We start from the raw sequence: 18,551 nt of genomic DNA, 5'->3' as shown, positions 1-18,551 counted from the left end.
CATTAGACGGCGGGAACGTCCGCAGCCGCCCACCCGCCAATCCCGTACGCCCTGGAGTCTGTCCGTGATTTCCGCCTCCGGTATCGAGCTGCGCGCCGGTGCGCGCGTCCTCCTCGAGAACGCCACCTTCCGTGTCGCCAAGGGCGACCGCATCGGTCTCGTCGGCCGCAACGGCGCCGGCAAGACCACCCTCACCAAGTGCCTGGCCGGTGAGGGCGTCCCCGCCGGGGGCACGATCACCCGCTCCGGCGAGGTCGGCTACCTGCCGCAGGACCCCCGCACCGGTGACCTGGACGTCCTCGCCCGCGACCGCATCCTGTCCGCGCGCGGCCTCGACATACTGATCCGCAAGATGCGCGACAACGAGCAGCGCATCGCCAACGGCCAGGGCGCCACCCGCGAGAAGGCCCTCAGGCAGTACGAGCGCCAGGAGACCGAGTTCCTCACCAAGGGCGGGTACTCCGCCGAGGCCGAGGCCGCCACCATCGCCGCCGCGCTGAACCTGCCCGACCGGGTGCTCGGCCAGCCGCTGCACACCCTCTCCGGTGGCCAGCGCCGCCGTATCGAACTGGCCCGGATCCTGTTCTCGGACGCGGACACCCTGCTGCTCGACGAGCCGACCAACCACCTCGACGCCGACTCGATCGTCTGGCTGCGCGACTACCTGAAGACCTACCGCGGCGGCTTCATCGTGATCTCCCACGACGTCGACCTGGTCGAGACGGTCGTCAACAAGGTGTTCTACCTGGACGCCAACCGCTCCCAGATCGACGTCTACAACATGGGCTGGAAGCTGTACCAGCAGCAGCGCGAGGCCGACGAGAAGCGCCGCAAGCGCGAGCGCGCCAACGCCGAGAAGAAGGCCGCCGCGCTGCACTCGCAGGCCGACAAGATGCGCGCCAAGGCCACCAAGACGGTCGCCGCGCAGAACATGGCCCGCCGCGCGGACAAGCTGCTGTCCGGACTGGAGGCGGTCCGCCAGTCCGACAAGGTCGCCAAGCTGCGCTTCCCCGACCCCTCGCCCTGCGGCAAGACCCCGCTGATGGCCGAGGGCCTGTCGAAGTCGTACGGCTCGCTGGAGATCTTCACCGACGTCGACCTGGCCATCGACCGGGGCTCCCGGGTCGTCATCCTCGGCCTCAACGGCGCCGGCAAGACGACACTGCTGCGTCTGCTCGGCGGGGTCGAGAAGCCGGACACCGGTCAGGTCGTCCCCGGTCACGGCCTCAAGCTCGGCTACTACGCGCAGGAGCACGAGACCCTCGACCCCGAGCGCACGGTCCTGGAGAACATGCGCTCGGCCGCCCCCGACATGGACCTGGTCGAGGTCCGCAAGGTGCTCGGCTCGTTCCTGTTCTCCGGCGACGACGTCGACAAGCCCGCCGGTGTCCTCTCCGGCGGTGAGAAGACCCGGCTGGCCCTCGCCACGCTCGTCGTCTCCTCGGCGAACGTGCTGCTCCTGGACGAGCCGACCAACAACCTCGACCCGGCCAGCCGCGAGGAGATCCTCGGCGCCCTGCGCACGTACAAGGGCGCGGTCGTCCTCGTCACCCACGACGAGGGCGCCGTCGAGGCACTCCAGCCGGAGCGGATCATCCTGCTCCCGGACGGCGTCGAGGACCTGTGGGGTTCCGACTACGCGGACCTCGTCGCCCTGGCGTGATCGAAAGTCTGATCCACTGAGTATGGATCATTCGGCCGATCCGTGATCCACCATCTGTGTGAGATCTCCTCGTATCGAGGTGTGTCGTACACGGATTTTCCGGCCGATCCCCCGGCAGTCGGGGGATCGGCCGTTTCGCGTCTCTGACCTGGCACTTCGCGAATCCACCCGTTCGGACCCACGAACGCCACCGCTCGGATTGTCTGATTCCGATTGTGGGGACCGACTCCTGTCGTCACAACGATGTCGCACGGACCTTGCCGAATGGGTGGCCATCACGCCCGGAAGGGGTGATCATGAGGAGACCAGAGCGCACTTCCCATGAGGAGGCACGGGTGGCCGAGACTCTGAAGAAGGGCAGCCGGGTGACCGGCGCCGCGCGCGACAAGCTCGCGGCAGACCTGAAGAAGAAGTACGACTCCGGTGCGAGCATCCGGGCGCTGGCCGAGGAGACCGGCCGCTCGTATGGCTTCGTGCACCGGATGCTCAGTGAGTCGGGTGTCACGCTGCGTGGACGCGGCGGGGCCACCCGGGGCAAGAAGGCCGCATCGTCCTGACGTCGGGCGGCCCATCGGCTTCGATGGTGGCCACCCGGTCGGCGGACTGACCGGCCGGGTGGTTACTGTGCAGTCACTTAGCTCTGCTCTGCTGACCGCACCCATCGGAGGCGCCCCATGGCTTCGCCCGACCAGGACCTCGCTCCAGTACTCGACAAGGACGGCGTACGGCTCACCGTCGACGACGCGCTCGCCACGGTGACGCTGACCAACCCGGCCAAGCGCAACGCGCAGAGCCCCGCTCTGTGGCGGGCGCTGGCCGAGGCCGGTCAGCTGCTGCCGGGCTCCGTCCGGGTGGTCGTGCTGCGCGGCGAGGGCAGGTCCTTCTCCGCCGGGCTGGACCGGCAGATGTTCACCCCGGAGGGGATTGAGGGCGAGCCGTCCTTCATGGAACTCGCGCGCCGTGACGACGCCGGGCTCGACGCGACCATCGCCGAGTACCAGGAGGCGTTCACCTGGTGGCGGCGGAACGACATCGTGTCCATCGCCGCCGTCCAGGGCCATGCCATCGGCGCCGGCTTCCAGCTCGCGCTCGGCTGCGACCTCCGGGTCGTCGCCGAGGACGTGCAGTTCGCCATGCGCGAGACCAGCCTCGGACTCGTCCCCGACCTGACCGGCACCCACCCGCTGGTGAGCCTCGTCGGATACGCCCGCGCGCTCGAGATCTGCGTGACCGGACGGTTCGTCGGGGCAGAGGAGGCGGTGACGAGCGGCCTGGCCAACCTCGCCGTGCCCGCGGCGGAACTCGACGCGGCGGTGCGGGACCTGGCCGCGGCGGTGCTGGCCGCGCCGCGGGACGCCGTGGTGGAGACCAAGGCGCTGGTGCGGGGTGCGCAGGACCGGGACTACGACACCCAGCGCGCCGCCGAGCGCGCCGCACAGACCCGCCGCCTGCGAGACCTGGCCGGCCTCGGCGAATAACCCCACACGCGCGTGACGGTCGTACCACCGCCGCCGGCACCGGCCGGCTCCGGTACGGCGTCCGGGCCGCCGGGCCGATCCACGGTCCGGCGGTCCGCCGCCATCGGGTGCTAGAACCCGTGCATCATGCCCCCGTCGACGGGCACCATGAGGCCTGTCAGATAGGACGCGGCCGGGGACAGCAGGAACGCGGCCACCTTGCCGAACTCCTCCGGGGTCCCGTACCGGCGCAGCGGGATCCGCGACTCGTTCGCCGTCCGGGTGGCCTCGGGGTCCGCGGACAGGGCGTCGAGTTCACGCACCCGGTCCGTGTCGATCCGCGACGGCAGCACCCCCACCACCCGGATCCCGCGCGGCCCCAGCTCGTCCGCGAGCGACTTGGCGAATCCCGCGAGCCCGGGCCGCAGGCCGTTGGAGATGGTCAGCCCCGGGATGGGCTCGTACACCGACCCCGACAGCACGAACCCGATGACACCGCCCGCCGCCAGCTCGGCCGCCGCCGCGCGGGCCAGGCGTACCGCACCGAGGAACACCGACTCGAACGCGCCGCGCCACTGCTCGTCGGTGTTGTCGGCGACGAACCCCGGCGCCGGCCCGCCCACGCTCACCAGCACCCCGTGGAAGCCGCCGAAGTGCTCGCGTGCGGCGGCGATCAGCCGCTCGGCGGCGTCCGGGTCGGCGTTGTCCACGGCCACGCCCACCGCGTTCGGGCCCAGAGCCGCGGCGGCGTCGGCGACCCGCTGCCCGTCCCGGCCGGTGATGACCACCTTCGCCCCGTCGGCGACGAGTTCCCGCGCGGCGGCGTTGCCCAGCCCGCGCGTGGCTCCGGTGACGACATACACCCGGTCCTTCAGTCCAAGATCCATGGCCCCTATCCTGCCTCGTCGGCCCCGAACAGGGTGAGGGCGGTGTTGACCAGACCGACGTGACTGAACGCCTGCGGGTAGTTGCCCAGCTGGCAGCCGTCCACCGGGTCGTACTCCTCGGCCAGCAGACCCACGTCGTTGCACAGGCCCACCAGCCGGTCGAACAGCTCCCGCGCCTCCGTCGTCCGGCCGATCCGGTGCAGCGCGTCGGCCAGCCAGAACGAACAGGCCACGAAGGCGCCCTCGGCGCCGGGCAGCCCGTCGACCCGCGAGCCCGAGTCCTCCGTGTCGTAGCGGCGCAGCAGGCCGCCGTGCCCGAGGCCGTCGCGGATCGCGTCGACCGTGCCGACGACCCGCGGATCGTCCGGCGGCAGGAACCCGACGCGGGGGATGAGCAGCAGCGCGGCGTCGAGTCCGCGGGAGCCGTAGTACTGGGTGAAGGTGTTCCGCTCCCGGTCGAAGCCCCTCTCGCACACCTCCCGGTGGACCTCGTCGCGCAGTGCGCGCCAGCCCTCCAGGTCGCCGCGCAGCTCCGGGTGCCGCTCCATGGTCCGCACGGCCCGGTCGAAGGCCACCCACACCATGACCTTGGAGTGCACGAAGTGGCGCCGGCCGCCCCGCACCTCCCACAGGCCCTCGTCCGGCTGCCGCCACGCCGACGCCAGGTACCTCATCAGCGCACGCTGCAAGGCCCACATGTGCGGCTTGGTGGGCAGGCCGGAGCCGCGGGCCAACGACAGCGAGTCCATCACCTCGCCGTACACGTCCAGCTGGAGCTGGTCGACGGCGCCGTTGCCGGTCCGCACGGGCGAGGAGCCGGCGAACCCGGGCAGCCACGGCAGTTCCGTCTCCGGCAGCCGCCGCTCGCCCGCGACGCCGTACATGATCTGGAGGTCGGCCGGGTCACCGGCGACCGCGCGCAGCAGCCAGTCCCGCCAGGCCTCGGCCTCCTCCTGGTAGCCCGCGGTGAGCAGCGAGCCGAGGGTGAGGGTGGAGTCGCGCAGCCAGCAGTAACGGTAGTCCCAGTTGCGCACACCGCCCGGCTGCTCGGGCAGCGACGTGGTCGCCGCGGCGACGATCCCGCCGGTCGGGGCGTAGGTGAGAGCCTTGAGGGTGATCAGCGACCGGACGACCGCGTCCCGGTGGGGGCCGTCGTAGCGGCACCGCCGTGCCCACCGCCGCCAGGCGGTGACGCTGTGCTCCAGCGCCTCGTACGGGTCGATCAGCCGCGGGCGTTTCTCGTGCGAGGGGTGCCAGGTGAGCACGAACGCGATCCGCTCGCCCTCCTCGACGGTGAACCGCGCGTGCGTGGCGTGGTCCTCGCCCCAGGCGTCCACGGCAGGCTCGGTGCGCAGCCAGACGGAGTCCGGGCCCGCGACGGCCACCCGGTGACCGTCGGCACGCCGCATCCACGGCATGGCCGACCCGTAGTCGAAGCGGAGGCGGAGCGTGCTGCGGACGGTGACCCGGCCGCTGAGGCCCTCCACGATCCGTACGACGTCGGGGGCGCGATCGCGGTGCGGCATCAGGTCGGTGACCCGCACCGTGCCGTCGGCGGTCTCCCACTCGGTGTCGAGGACGAGGGTGTCGGACCGGTAGGCGCGGCGGGTGCAGACGTCCGCCCCCTCGGGAGCGATACGCCAGTGGCCGTGGGTCTCGTCGCCCAGCAGCCGGGCGAAGCAGGCGCCGGAGTCGAAGCGGGGCAGACACAGCCAGTCGACCGAGCCGTCCCGCCCGATCAGGGCCGCGCTCTGCTCGTCGCCGATGAGGGCGTAGTCCTCGATGCGCGCGTTCACGGAATGCGGCTTCCCGGTGGGCCAGGGGGCCAACCAGGTGGTGCGCCGGCGGGGTGAGGCTTCCCGGTGGTCGCAGCGCCCCGGTGGTCGCAGCGCCCCGGTGGGCGGAGAGCCCGGTGGGCGGAGGCCGCCTCAGACCGTGGCCGGTTCGCTCTCCTCAGGCCTCGGCTCGGCCGCGGCCTCCTCCCGGTCGCGGATCTCGCGCCGGACCAGGAACCACCAGCCGACCGGTACGGCCGCCGCGAACAGCCACCACTGGATCATGTAGGCATAGTTCAGCGGGGCGTCCTCGCTGCCCGGGTCGGAGATCTGTTCGGGGGAGCCGCCCCGTGCCGCGGGCGCGGTCTGCTCGACGTAACCGCCCAGTACCCGCGCGCCCAGGCGGTGCGCCTCCTCCGCGCTGTTGATCAGCATGATCTGCCGGTCGGGGAGGCCCTCGACGTTCTTGATGCCGCTCGCCGCGGTCGTCTCGTCGGCCTTCAGCCGTCCGGTGATCGTGGTCCGGCCGGCCGGCGGAGCGGGGATCTTCGGGAACGCGGTCTGCACGCCGTTCGCGGGGATCCAGCCGCGGTTGACGAGCAGCACCCTGCCGTCCGTGAGCACCAGGGGGGTCAGGACGTGGAAACCGACCTCACCGTCGGAGCTGGTGCGCCGCCGGACCACGACCTGCCTGGCGGTGTCGAAGGTGCCGGTGGCGGTGACCGTGCGGTACTTCTCGGTGCGGGTCACGGCGTGCCCGGGAGACGTGAGCCGCTCGACCGGGACCGGTTCGGCGTGCAGCGCGGCGGAGACGAGGTCGTTGCGGGCGGTGCGCTCCTGGTACCGGTGCTGCTGCCAGAAGCCCAGCTCGATCATCGTCGGGATCAGCGCGATCGCGACGACGGTGAGGATCACCCACTGGCGGGACAACAGGAAGCGGTAGCGGTGCACCCCACGACGGTACCTCCGGGCCGCGGGGTGCAATCAGGCGGGTACCGGGTCACACCCGGTCGACGATGCCCGCGTTTCCCTCGGCGCGGGCGCAGTGCGCGCCGCAGTACCAGTGCCCCTCGACCTCGACGCCCTGGCCGATGATCTGCACGCGGCAGTGCTCGCAGATCGGGGCCATGCGGTGGATCGCACAGGAGAAGCAGTCGAAGACGTGCACCGCGCCCTGCGCGTGCACCTCGAAGGTCATTCCGTAGTCATTGCCGCAAACTTCACATGTCGCCATGCGCCACAGGGTGAGCCGTCGCCGATCCGCGGGCGAGCGGGCACCGGGTGAGTCGTGCGGCAATCACCCGTTCGTACGGTGAGCCGCCGGGGTGGGGGTCCACCGGCGGGCCCGCCGCCCGGCCGGTTCACCCGTCGGCGGGCTCGACGTCTCCGAGCAGCTGTCCGAACGCGGCCTCGTCCACGACCGGCGTGCCGTACTGCCGGGCCTTGACCGTCTTCGAGGTGCCCGAGTCGGGGTCGTTGGTCACCAGCAGGCTGGTCAGCCGGGAGATGCTGGTGGCGACGTGCAGTCCGGCCTCGACGGCCCGGTCCTCCAGCAGTTCGCGCTCGGTGGACGTGTCACCCGAAAAGGCTACCCGCATGCCCTGTTTGAGGCGTTTGCCTTCCTCGTAGCGACCCGGGTTCGGATGCGGGCATACGGGGCGTTTGCGGGAGGGGCGCCAACTGCCGGACGGGTAGCCGCCGTAGCCGCCCGAGGCCTGCCGGGGCACGGACCGGTCCGACCACTCGGTCAGCGGCCGGCACTCCAGCAGCGGCAGCCGTACGCCGCCCGCCGCCGCGGCCCGCAGGCTGGGCCGGAACGCCTCCGCCAGCACGCGCGCGTCGTCCAGCGCGTGGTGCGCCCGCTGCTGCACCACCCCGAAGTGCGCCGCCAGCGACTCCAGCTTGTGGTTGGGCAGCGGCAGGCCCAGCTCCTTGGAGAGGGCGATGGTGCACAGCCGTTGCCGCACCGGCGCCTGGCGCCGCACGCGCGCGTACTCGCGGGCGATCATCTGCCAGTCGAAGACGGCGTTGTGCGCCACGAGTACCCGGCCGTCCAGGCGGGCCGCGAACTCCTCGGCGATGTCCCCGAACAACGGCGCGCCCTCGAGCACGTCACTCGTCAGACCGTGTATCCACACCGGCCCCGGATCGCGCTCCGGGTTGACCAGCGTGTACCAGTGGTCCTCGACCTCGCCGCGCCCGTCCAGCCGGTACACGGCCGCGGAGATGATGCGGTCGTCGCGGGCCAGACCGGTGGTCTCCACGTCAACGACCGCGTAACCCTGCGGATACGCGGCCGGCCACGGGGTGGAGGAGGACACTGCGGTCGCACGGTCTTCGAGCATGGTTCATGAGGATACGGGCCACGACTGACAGCACCCTCCGTCAGGTACCGGCCGTGCCGCACGGGCTCGCCCCCCGCGCACACGCTCGCACCGCAACGACGAGCACACCCCCGCACGTTCGGTCCGCGCCCACGACGGCTTCCCGACACCACCACCGGGCTCCGCACGGCGGCCGGTACGGCCGCATACGGGGCCGGCAACGCGTGCTTCCCTGCGACGCCTTCACCCGCGCGGACACGATCGCCCCGTCCGCCCATCGCCCCGCCGCCCCGAGGGCCCGCACCCGGGCAGGGGGGATATGCCCCCTTTGGTCCCTCGGCCCGCTCCGGTCGGGGCCCTTGCGGCCCCAGGGGTACGACGCCCCGTCGCCCGGGCGCCGGTTGGCCGGTACTCCGGCGAACTCCTGCGTTGGTACGCCGGGTTGGCGCATCCGCGGCCGAGGGCAGGCCCGGCGCGGCACCCGGCCCGTCGAGCGCCGCCCGCCGTGCCCGCCGCTCCGGCCGGGCCCCGCCGGCCCCCTGCACCGGCGACGGCCGTGCCGAGACGGCACCGGCAGGAGCGTCGGTAGGGTGCCGTGACCCCCGGGATGGCATCCTCCCTGCTGTGACGGAACCCACCCAGGACGAGGCCCGCAGCGGCGCGCTCGGCTCCCGGCTTAACTGGCTCCGGGCTGCCGTGCTGGGCGCGAACGACGGCATCGTCTCCACCGCGGGACTGGTCGTCGGCGTGGCCGGGGCGACCGGGAGCCGGGCCGCCCTGCTGACCGCCGGACTGGCCGGTCTGCTCGCGGGCTCCATGTCGATGGCGGCCGGTGAGTACGTCTCCGTCTCCACCCAGCGCGACTCCGAGTTGGCCGCGCTGGCAGTGGAGCGCCGGGAGCTGCGCGAGCAGCCGGAGGCCGAACTCGAGGAGCTGACCGAGCTGCTGGAGGCGCGCGGCCTGTCCCGGCAGGTGGCCCGCGAGGCCGCCGAACAGCTCACCGCGCGGGACGCGTTGAGGGCCCACGCGCGCGTGGAGCTGGGCATCGACCCCGACGAACTGACCAACCCCTGGCACGCGGCCTGGGCGAGCTTCCTGGCCTTCACCGTGGGCGCTCTGCTGCCGCTGCTGGCCATCGTTCTGCCACCGGCGGGTCAGCGGCTCCCGCTCACCGTGGCCTGTGTGCTGGCCGCGCTCGTCCTCACCGGCTGGAGCGGCGCCCGCCTCGGCGCGGCGGATCCCGGGCGCGCGGTGCTGCGCAACGTGGCGGGCGGCGTGCTGGCGATGGGCGTGACGTACGCGGCGGGGAGCCTGCTGGGCGCGGCGGGCGTCTGACGGTCGACGCGACGGGCCGGCCGGCAGGCACATCCGGCGGGCCCCCGCGAGCCGACGACCTGCCCGAAGTGAGCTCGGTCACCGAGACGACCCCTCTTCGAGAGGAACACCCGCCACGCGCGACAACGACCTGTGGACGTACCGCCGAGAGGCGGCCCGGCACCGGGGCCGGCGGCGCCCCCGGCCCCTGAGCGGGCACCGGCGGCCGCTGACCGGGACCACCACGGCGAACCCGGCGACGCCAGGGCCGCCCCGAAGCCCCGAAGGCGCCGGCGGCCGCTGACCGGGACCACCACGACGGCGAACCGTGGCGACGCCGAGGACGCCCGGGGCGTCACGACCAGCGGGCCGGGTCCGAGCCCCACGGTCCCGGTGGGCGGGCCCACGCGGTGGGGCCGCCGGTGAAGGACACGGCCGGGCGGGCGTGCCGCAGCCGGCCCAGGGGGCCGTCGGTCCCGGTCAGCCAGTCCTCCGGGCCCGGGTACGGCGCCCCCTCTCCCGGGTCCGGAGCGATGCCGGCCGTCAGCCAGTGGGCGGTCCGGGCCAGCGCCAGCCGGACCAGCCGGCTGCCGCCGTCGTACGACTGCTCGGTCAGCGCCCGCAGCACGGCCGCCGCCAGCAGGTAACCGGTGCCGTGGTCCAGGGCCTGCGCGGGCAGCGCGCCCGGATTCCCGGCCGAGCCCTCGGTCACGGCGATGCCGGTGGCGGCCTGCACCAGGCTGTCGAAGCCGCGCCGCGCGCCCCACGGCCCGTACGCGCCCCACGCCGACACCTGCGCCACGACCAGGCCGGGGCGCCGCGCGGCCAGCTCCCGCGGGGAGAGCCCGAACCGGTCCAGGGCACCGGGCCGGTACCCGGTCACCACGACGTCGGCCGCGCTCAGCAGGTCCTCGAAGGTGTCCCGGCCGGCCGCCAGGTCGAGCGTCGCGGACCGCTTCCCGAAGCCCGTGTCGGCGTGCTGGTCCGGAAGCTCCGGCAGCGTCGGGGCGTCCACGCGCAGCACGTCCGCGCCGAGCAGGGCGAGTGTGCGGGTGGCGACCGGGCCCGCCAGGACCCGGGTCAGGTCCAGCACGCGCAGTCCGGCGGCGGGCAGCAGGGGAGTGGTGGCCGCATCGAGCGGGGGGAGCTCGCGCGTGCGTGCCGCGTCCAGCCGCTCGCGCTCGACCAGCGGCCGCAGGGCCACCTCGGCGGCCTGCTCGTGCGCCCGCCACTGCGCGGGCGTGCGCAGAGCCACCGCGAGGCCGCCCGCGCCGCACACCGCGTCCTCCGCCTCCAGGGCGGTCAGCGCGGCGAGCCGGCCGGCGACGTCCTCCACCGGGGCGTCCCTCGGCAGATCCAGTGCGCCGAGCAGCCGGGCCCGGTGGTGCGGGTAGTTGGCGTGGGTGCGCACCCAGCCGTCGGCCGTCCGCCAGAACCGGGACAGCGGCGCGAAGAGAACCGGCGGCCGTCCGTCGACCCGCAGGAGACGCTCGCTGTGGAAGGCGGCCGCGACCGCGCCGTCGTCGACGCGGACAGCCGGCACCTCACCGAGTCCGGCCCGCCGGGCCGCCAGCTCGGCGGCGGCCAGCGCGCACGCGCCGACGCACGCCCGCGCCAGCTGACGTACGGGAAGACGGGCCGGGAGCACGTCTTCCCGCGCGACGGTGGTGAGCCGTGCGAGCCGGGCGGGATCACCGCCCAGCGCGGACCACGCGTACTTGATTTCAGTCATGACTGCACTATGCAGTATTGATTCAATCAATATACGGAGGGTGGCGGCCCTACCTCGTCACGGCTGCCAGCGCGTCCGCCGTCCCCCAGCCGTAGAAGCCGTTGTGGTTCCTCGTCCCCTCGCACACCGCGTCCACCTTGCCGTCCCCGTCGATGTCGTACGGGTCCGTGCACGGCGTCGCGTCGGCCTCCGCGTACAGCAGTGCCTTGACGAGAGCCGCGGAGGCGTGCGGATGGGTCGACTTGATCAACGCGGCGACTCCGGCGACATGCGGCGTCGCCATGGACGTCCCCGCCATGTAGCCCCACTTGCCGCCGGGCAGCGGGCCCAGGACGAGGCCGCTGGTCGCCGGAGCGCGCGGCGCCTGGTAGGCCGTCGAGTCGCCGCCGGGCGCGGCGATGTCGATCACGCCGAGGCCGTAGTTGGAGAAGGACGACTTCAGGCCCTTGGCACCCGTCGCCGAGACCGTCACGACACCGGGCAGCTGGGTCGGTATGTCGTAGCACGCGTGCGGATCGATCACCCGCTCGGAGGGCGTGCCGTCGTTGGGGGAGACCGGGTCGGTGATCGAGTGGGACGCGAGGTCGTAGCGTTCGTTGCCGGCCGCCGCGACGTTGACCGTGCCCTTCCTCTCCGCGTACCGCGAGGCGCGGGTGACGGCGTCCACGAGTGCCTTCTGGTCCGGGTCGGTGGTGCAGTTGAAGTACCACGGGTCGGTGTAGTAACTGTTGTTGGTCACGTCGACGTGGTGCTCGGCCGCCCACACGAAGCCGCAGACCACGGCCTCCGTGTAGAAGTACCCGTCCGGGTTGCCGACCTTGATGCCGGCCACCCTGACGCCCGGTGCCACACCTGTGACACCCACGCCGTTCTTCGCCGCCGCGATCTCGCCCGCCACGTGCGTGCCGTGCGGGCTCTCCGACGCGCTCGGCCGCCATGAGCCGTCCGTCGTGTCCGGCCTGCCCGACACGCAGTTGGCGGACGCCTCGCGGTCGAAGTTGGGCGCGATGTCCGGGTGGGTGTCGTCGACGCCCGTGTCGATGACGGCGACCGTGACCTTCCGGCTGCCCAGGGTTCTCTCGTGCGCCTTGTCCGCCTTGATCGCCGGCAGGTCCCACTGGAGCGGCTCCAGCGGGTCCTGGCCGTCGGCCGCCCGGACGCCGGCCTCGGCGGCCTCCTCGGCACCGAGCACCTTCGGCGTGCCGACGTCGGTGGTGGACTGGGCGGGCAGCGGCGCGTTGCGCGTGGCACCCGCCGACTCGACCCCGCGCACCGTGCGGACGGCCTCGGCGAACCCGGGGTTCGCGGAGTGGACGACGATCACACCGATCCGGTCGTACGCGATCACCACCGATCCTCCGGCCTCGGCGATCGCCTTCCGGACGCGGTGCGCGACACCGTGTCCCGGGCCGACGTTGACGACATAGCTGAGCACGGGCCCGTCGGCGGCGGATGCCGGGGCGCTCCCGGCGGCGGACGCCGTGGTGCCGGGCAGGAACGCCAGTGCCGTGGCGAGGGCCATCCCCGCCGGGAGGGCGAGGGCGCGACGGTGGCGTGGCTTGAACGCGGTCATGGGTCGTCTCTCTCCAGTTCGTTCGCGGTACGAGCGGGTCGTGCGGGACGCTGCGGCGGAACGCCGTCCTGGCGGCGGCTATCCGACCGCGCGCAGCGCGTCGACGACACCGGAGCCGTAGAGGCCGTTCACGTGCCGGCCGCCGGCGCAGACGGCGTCCACGACCCCGTCGCCGTCCCCGTCGTACGGGCCGGCCGGGCAGCCCGGGTTGTCCGCCTGGGCCTTCAGCAGCGCCTGCAACCGCGCGGGAGTGGCGTGCGGGTGGACCGACTTGAGCAGCGCGGCCACCGCGGCCACGTGCGGGGAGGCCATCGAGGTGCCCTGGAGGAAGCCGTACTGGTTGCCCGGCAGGGTCGACAGGACGCGGCCGTTCTCCGACGGCGTGTCCGGGATCTGGTACTTGTCGCCGCCCGGCCCCGCCACGTCGATCACGCCCCGGCCGTAGCTGGAGTAGTACGACTTGGCGCCCTTCACGCCCACCGCGCTCACCGTCACCACGCCCGGCAGCTGGGTCGGTACGTCGAAGCACTCGTGCGGGTCGACCGAGCGGGTGCGGGCCGTCGAGTCGTCCGGGCTGGAGTCGTCCACGAGCGTGTCCGCGTCCAGGTCGTCGTTGGAGTTGCCCGCCGAGGCGACGTTGAGCGTGCCCTTGCGCTGGGCGTAGGACTGAGCCCTGTTGACCGCGTCAACGATGGCACGTTGATCCGGATCGTCCATGCAGTTGTACAGCCACGGATCAACGTAGTAGCTGTTGTTCGTTATCTCGATGCCGTGGTCCGCGGCGAACACGAACGCGCACACCACGCTCTCCGGGTAGAACAGCGACTTCTCGTCCGGCTGCGCCACATTGATGCTCGCGACCCTCACCCCCGGCGCCACCCCGGCCACGCCCGTGCCGTTGCGGGCCGCGGCTATCTCACCCGCCACATGCGTGCCGTGGTAGTGGCCGGCGTCCGCCGGCCGCCAGGCGCCGTACGTCGTGTCCGCCCGGCCGCTCACGCAGTTCGCCGACTGCGACGCCGAGAAGTTGGGCGCGATGTCCGGGTGGGTGTCGTCGACGCCCGTGTCGATCACGCCGACGGTCACGTTCCGGCTGCCCGGCCGGATCTTCGCGGCCCGGTCGGCGCCGATCGTCCGCAGATCCCACTGGTCCGGCTCCAGCGGCTCCTGGCCCGGCGCCGCGCTCCGGGCGACCCGGGCCCGCTCCGCCGGGGACAGCACCCGCACCGCGCCCTCGTCCGTCGTCCCCGCCGCGCTGAGTGGCGCGGTGCGGGTGGCACCCGCCGAGGTGACCCCGCGCACCGCGCGCAGCCGGGCACCGAAGTCCGGGTCCGCGGAACGGGCGACGAAGACGCCGATCCGGTCGTAACGCGCGACGACCGTGCCGCCGTCGCGCGTGATCTCGCGCTGTACGGCCCCGACCGTGCGGTGGTCCGTACGGGTGTTCACCACGTAGACGAGGTCCGGGCCGTCCGCCGCCCGCACCGTACCGCCGGTGGCGGGCGCCGCCGAGGCCGCCGAAGGCAGCAGACCGAGCGAGGCGGTGAGCGACAGCACGACCGGCACGGCGAGTGCGAGCCGGCGTCCGGAACGCAGATGAGCCATGGGATCTCCACTTCATCCGGGTACGGAACCGCCCGGGACACGGGTGGTGCTCGGGCAGGTACATGACGAGTGGTGCAGGCCGAAGCTATCTGCCGCGCCCGGTCTCCGGAAGAGCCCGACGCGTGCCGCGCCCAAGCCGCGCACCCGCGCACTCCCGCGCGCGTGCTGCCGCGGAACGGAACCGGCGTGAACCGCTCCGCGCGCGGCGCCGTGACCGTGATCAGGGGGGCCGACGGGATCACGGCTCCTCGTGAGCACGCAAAGCGAGGCGCCACTTGACGTCCGGTCACGTGGGGCCCGTCCAGCCGAGTCAGCCAACGCGCAGGTCCGTCACCCGAGGAGACTCCGTGGCCACCGAGACACCGCCCCCCGCGACACCGGGGGCCCCACTTCCCTCCACCGAGGAGTTCACCGAGGTGCAGCAGAGCGCGGAGTTCGGTGAACTGCGCCGCGCACACCGCTCCTTCGCCTTCCCGCTCACCATCGCCTTCATCACCTGGTACCTGCTGTACGTCCTGCTGTCCAACTACGCGGGCGGCTTCATGGGCACCAAGGTGGCCGGCAACATCAACGTGGCCCTCGTCCTGGGCCTCGCCCAGTTCCTCACCACGTTCCTCATCGCCTGGTGGTACGCGCGGCACGCCGCCGCCGAGCTGGACCCGCGGGCCCAGGCCATCAAGTCCCGGATGGAGGGCGGCGCATGACCCCCGCACAGCACACCCTGTCGGCCACCGGCCAGGCGTCGCACACCCTGCTGGCCGCAGGCGAGGCGAGCGAGCACCGGACGCTGATCATCACCCTGTTCGCGGTGTTCGTCGCCGCGACCCTCGTCATCACCGTCTGGGCCGGCCGGCAGACCAAGGACGCCGCCGACTTCTACGCCGGCGGACGGCAGTTCACCGGCTTCCAGAACGGACTGGCCGTCTCCGGCGACTACATGTCCGCCGCGTCCTTCCTCGGCATCGCCGGCGCCATCGCCCTGTTCGGCTACGACGGCTTCCTGTACTCCATCGGCTTCCTCGTCGCCTGGCTCGTCGCCCTGCTCCTCGTCGCCGAGCCGCTGCGCAACTCCGGCCGCTACACGATGGGCGACGTCCTGGCCTACCGGATGCGCCAGCGCCCCGTCCGCACGGCCGCCGGCACCTCCACGATCGTCGTGTCGATCTTCTACCTGCTGGCCCAGATGGCGGGCGCCGGCGTCCTCGTCTCGCTGCTGCTGGGCATCACCAGCGACGGCGGCAAGATCGGCATCGTCGCCCTGGTCGGCGTACTGATGATCGTGTACGTCACCATCGGCGGCATGAAGGGCACCACCTGGGTGCAGATGGTCAAGGCGGTGCTGCTGATCGTGGGCGCCCTGCTCCTGACCTTCCTGGTGCTGCTCAAGTTCGACTTCAACGTCTCGGACCTGCTCGGGAAGGCCGCCGCCAACAGCGGCAAGGGCTCGGCGTTCCTGGAGCCCGGCCTGAAGTACGGCGCCACCGGCACCACCAAGCTGGACTTCCTCTCGCTCGGCATCGCCCTGGTCCTCGGCACCGCCGGCCTGCCGCACATCCTGATCCGCTTCTACACGGTCCCCACCGCGAGGGCCGCCCGTAAGTCGGTCATCTGGGCGATCGGCCTGATCGGCACCTTCTACCTGATGACCCTCGCCCTCGGCTTCGGAGCCGCCGCACTGATCAAACCGGACGAGATCACCGGCTCCAACAAGGCGGGCAACACCGCGGCCCCCCTCCTGGCGCTGCATCTGGGCGGCCTCCACTCCGACTGGGGAGCCGTCCTGCTCGCCACCATCTCGGCGGTCGCCTTCGCCACCATCCTCGCGGTCGTCGCGGGCCTGACCCTGGCCTCGTCCTCGTCCTTCGCCCACGACATCTACGCGAACGTCATCAGGAAGGGCCGGGCCACCGAGAAGCAGGAGATCAACGCGGCCCGCTACGCGACCGTGGGCATCGGTGCCGTCTCGATCCTCCTGGGCGCCCTGGCCCGCGACCTGAACGTGGCCGGCCTGGTGGCCCTCGCCTTCGCGGTCGCCGCCTCCGCCAACCTGCCGACCATCCTCTACAGCCTGTTCTGGAAGCGGTTCACCACCTCGGGCGCCCTGTGGTCGATCTACGGGGGCCTGGTCACGGCGGTCGGCCTGGTGCTGTTCTCGCCGGTGGTCTCCGGCAAGGAGTCCTCGATGTTCCCCGGCGTCGACTTCCACTGGTTCCCGCTGGAGAACCCCGGGATCATCTCCATCCCGGTCGGCTTCCTGCTCGGTGCCGTGGGCACCCTGCTGTCGAAGGAGGTCCCGGACACCGGGAAGTACGCGGAGCTGGAGGTGCGGTCCCTGACCGGCACCGGAGCGCACTGACGCCGCGTTACGGACGGCCGCGTCGCGGGGGACTGTACGGTCCTACGACGCGGCCGTGCCGCACCTCGTGGGATCGGGCCGCTGTCGATGTCGGTGGGGTCACGTAGGCTCGCAGGTGACAGGAGACACGCAGCCGATTCGGAACAAGTGGTCCGGAGAGGGAGGGGGCCCACGTGCTCATCGACACCTACGGCCGGGTGGCCACCGATCTGAGGGTCTCGCTGACCGACCGGTGCAATCTGCGCTGCACCTACTGCATGCCCGAGGAGGGCCTCCAGTGGCTGGCCAAGCCGGACCTGCTCACCGATGACGAGATCGTCCGGCTCATCGGTATCGCGGTCCGCACGCTCGGCATCGAGGAGGTCCGCTTCACCGGTGGCGAGCCGCTGCTGCGCCCGGGCCTGGCCGGCATCGTCGAGCGCGTCGCGGCCCTCGCCCCGCGCCCCCAGATGTCCCTCACCACCAACGGCATCGGCCTCAGGCGCACCGCTGCCGCGCTGAAGGCGGCGGGCCTGGACCGGGTCAACGTCTCCCTGGACACCCTCCGCCCGGACGTCTTCAGGACGCTCACCCGCCGCGACCGTCACAAGGACGTGCTGGAGGGACTGGAAGCCGCCCGCGAAGCCGGTCTGACCCCCGTCAAGGTCAACTCGGTCCTGATGCCGGGCCTGAACGACGACGAGGCTCCCGACCTGCTCGCCTGGGCGGTCGAGCACGACTACGAGCTGCGCTTCATCGAGCAGATGCCCCTGGACGCCCAGCACGGCTGGAAGCGTGAGGGCATGGTCACCGCCGGGGACATCCTCACCTCCCTGCGCACCCGCTTCGACCTCACCCCCGAGGGTGCCCAGGAGCGCGGCTCGGCACCGGCGGAGCGCTGGCTGGTGGACGGTGGCCCGCACCGGGTGGGTGTGATCGCCTCGGTCACCCGCCCGTTCTGCGCGGCCTGCGACCGCACCCGGCTCACCGCCGACGGCCAGATACGGACCTGCCTGTTCGCCACCGAGGAGACCGACCTGCGCGCGGCCCTGCGTTCGGGCGCGCCGGACGAGGAGATCGCTCGCTTGTGGCGCCTGGCGATGTGGGGGAAGAAGGCCGGAGCGGGCCTGGACGACCCGTCGTTCGTACAGCCGGACCGGCCCATGTCCGCGATCGGCGGTTAGGGTCTTCCCGCGCCCCGGTGGGATCAGCGGGCGAGGGAGACGGCGAACGGCTCGAAACCGTGCCGGCGCAGCACGTGGGGCACGACCAGGATCATGGCCTCGGTGGCGCGGGCCGTGGTGACGTCCCCGAGGTCCTCGATCCATGCGGGCTGCCAGCCCAGGTCGCCGAGCAGGCCGGTGACCGCCGTCTTCGCGGGTGCGTCGTTGCCCGAGACGTACACGGTCGGCGGGGTGGCAAGCATGCCGGGGGCGGTCATGACCATGAACAGCATGGTGTTGAGGGTCTTGACCACACGGGTGTCGGGAAGGGCGGCCTGTAGCCGCTCGGCGAGGCTGCTGCCGGGATAGCACAGGTCGCCGGGCAGGCCGCCGGCGTCGCGGGTGGCGTTGGAGACGTCGACGAGGACCTTTCCGGCGAGTTCGGTGCGCAGGCCGGTGAGGCGGTCCAGGGCGCTGTCGCCGGGCGTCGCGTTGATCACGATGTCCGTGGTGCGGGCGGTGGTGCGCTGGTCCGAGAAGGCGACACGGGGGTCGACGGCGCCGGTGAGCGGCGCAGTCCGCTCGTCCGGGTTGCGGCGGCCGAGGACGACGTGGTGTCCGGCCGCGGCGAGCTTGCCGGCGAGGTTGGTGCCGACGCGGCCGGCGCCCAGAATGCCGATGCGGGTCATGAGGTGATGCTCCTTGCGGTGTCGGGCGGGAGGA

General features: G+C 72.5%; 16 protein-coding genes. 7 read left to right on the top strand and 9 right to left on the bottom strand.

What is annotated here, in order from left to right; genetic code table 11:
* The first annotated feature begins 64 nt into the window (after positions 1–64).
* The 3 genes from ACF1BE_RS30845 (at position 65) to ACF1BE_RS30835 (ending at position 3,141) form a co-directional block, all read left to right on the top strand.
* Positions 65–1,663, top strand: coding sequence for an ABC-F family ATP-binding cassette domain-containing protein (locus tag ACF1BE_RS30845; protein WP_392202297.1), 1,599 nt, complete (start codon positions 65–67; stop codon positions 1,661–1,663).
* Between the two features lie 335 nt (positions 1,664–1,998).
* A complete protein-coding gene (locus ACF1BE_RS30840; protein WP_004002281.1) occupies positions 1,999–2,220 on the top strand; it encodes a helix-turn-helix domain-containing protein in 222 nt (73 codons plus the stop codon).
* A 117-nt stretch (positions 2,221–2,337) separates the two neighbouring features.
* Entirely contained in the window at positions 2,338–3,141 is an 804-nt protein-coding gene (locus ACF1BE_RS30835) for an enoyl-CoA hydratase/isomerase family protein (RefSeq protein ID WP_392202296.1), read from the top strand.
* A 110-nt stretch (positions 3,142–3,251) separates the two neighbouring features.
* Here ACF1BE_RS30835 and ACF1BE_RS30830 read toward each other — a convergent pair whose 3' ends face one another.
* The 5 genes from ACF1BE_RS30830 to ACF1BE_RS30810 form a co-directional block, all read right to left on the bottom strand.
* Positions 3,252–4,007 (bottom strand): SDR family oxidoreductase, encoded by a 756-nt coding sequence (locus ACF1BE_RS30830; RefSeq protein WP_392202295.1) that lies wholly within the window; start codon positions 4,005–4,007, stop codon positions 3,252–3,254.
* 5 nt (positions 4,008–4,012) lie between these two features.
* On the bottom strand, positions 4,013–5,803 hold the full coding sequence (locus tag ACF1BE_RS30825; RefSeq protein ID WP_392202294.1) for a glycoside hydrolase family 15 protein: 1,791 nt from the start codon (positions 5,801–5,803) through the stop codon (positions 4,013–4,015).
* 132 nt (positions 5,804–5,935) lie between these two features.
* On the bottom strand, positions 5,936–6,733 hold the full coding sequence (locus tag ACF1BE_RS30820; RefSeq protein WP_392202293.1) for an SURF1 family protein: 798 nt from the start codon (positions 6,731–6,733) through the stop codon (positions 5,936–5,938).
* 49 nt (positions 6,734–6,782) lie between these two features.
* Entirely contained in the window at positions 6,783–7,016 is a 234-nt protein-coding gene (locus ACF1BE_RS30815; RefSeq protein ID WP_392202292.1) for a hypothetical protein, read from the bottom strand.
* 127 nt (positions 7,017–7,143) lie between these two features.
* On the bottom strand, positions 7,144–8,127 hold the full coding sequence (locus ACF1BE_RS30810) for a DEDDh family exonuclease (RefSeq protein ID WP_392202291.1): 984 nt from the start codon (positions 8,125–8,127) through the stop codon (positions 7,144–7,146).
* Between the two features lie 603 nt (positions 8,128–8,730).
* Between ACF1BE_RS30810 and ACF1BE_RS30805 the strand changes: the two genes are divergently transcribed.
* Positions 8,731–9,441: a VIT family protein gene (locus ACF1BE_RS30805; protein WP_392202290.1), complete on the top strand. Its 711-nt coding sequence runs from the start codon at positions 8,731–8,733 to the stop codon at positions 9,439–9,441.
* Between the two features lie 334 nt (positions 9,442–9,775).
* Here the strand turns inward: ACF1BE_RS30805 and ACF1BE_RS30800 are convergent, their stop codons facing one another.
* From ACF1BE_RS30800 to ACF1BE_RS30790, 3 genes are all read right to left on the bottom strand, one after another.
* Complete coding sequence (locus ACF1BE_RS30800; RefSeq protein WP_392202289.1) at positions 9,776–11,152, bottom strand: CoA transferase; 1,377 nt, start codon at positions 11,150–11,152, stop codon at positions 9,776–9,778.
* Between the two features lie 49 nt (positions 11,153–11,201).
* Positions 11,202–12,725, bottom strand: coding sequence for a S8 family serine peptidase (locus ACF1BE_RS30795; protein ID WP_392202288.1), 1,524 nt, complete (start codon positions 12,723–12,725; stop codon positions 11,202–11,204).
* A 78-nt stretch (positions 12,726–12,803) separates the two neighbouring features.
* On the bottom strand, positions 12,804–14,330 hold the full coding sequence (locus ACF1BE_RS30790; RefSeq protein WP_392202287.1) for a S8 family serine peptidase: 1,527 nt from the start codon (positions 14,328–14,330) through the stop codon (positions 12,804–12,806).
* Positions 14,331–14,677: 347 nt separating this feature from the next.
* Between ACF1BE_RS30790 and ACF1BE_RS30785 the strand changes: the two genes are divergently transcribed.
* The 3 genes from ACF1BE_RS30785 to moaA all read left to right on the top strand — a co-directional run bounded on the left by ACF1BE_RS30785 (position 14,678) and on the right by moaA (position 17,849).
* The gene (locus ACF1BE_RS30785) at positions 14,678–15,034 is read left to right on the top strand and encodes a DUF485 domain-containing protein (RefSeq protein ID WP_392202286.1); all 357 of its coding nucleotides are present in this window, start codon (positions 14,678–14,680) and stop codon (positions 15,032–15,034) included.
* On the top strand, positions 15,031–16,686 hold the full coding sequence (locus ACF1BE_RS30780) for a cation acetate symporter (RefSeq protein WP_392202285.1): 1,656 nt from the start codon (positions 15,031–15,033) through the stop codon (positions 16,684–16,686). Before ACF1BE_RS30785 ends, ACF1BE_RS30780 begins: the two co-directional genes overlap by 4 nt.
* 173 nt (positions 16,687–16,859) lie before the next feature.
* The gene (gene moaA, locus ACF1BE_RS30775; protein WP_392202284.1) at positions 16,860–17,849 is read left to right on the top strand and encodes a GTP 3',8-cyclase MoaA; all 990 of its coding nucleotides are present in this window, start codon (positions 16,860–16,862) and stop codon (positions 17,847–17,849) included.
* Between the two features lie 23 nt (positions 17,850–17,872).
* Here the strand turns inward: moaA and ACF1BE_RS30770 are convergent, their stop codons facing one another.
* Complete coding sequence (locus ACF1BE_RS30770) at positions 17,873–18,517, bottom strand: NADPH-dependent F420 reductase (RefSeq protein WP_392202283.1); 645 nt, start codon at positions 18,515–18,517, stop codon at positions 17,873–17,875.
* Positions 18,518–18,551 lie beyond the last annotated feature (34 nt).

The sequence above is a fragment of the Streptomyces sp. NPDC014991 genome, assembly GCF_043080665.1.
In the GTDB taxonomy this organism is placed as follows: domain Bacteria; phylum Actinomycetota; class Actinomycetes; order Streptomycetales; family Streptomycetaceae; genus Streptomyces.
This window is presented reverse-complemented; position numbering and strand designations above follow the sequence as displayed.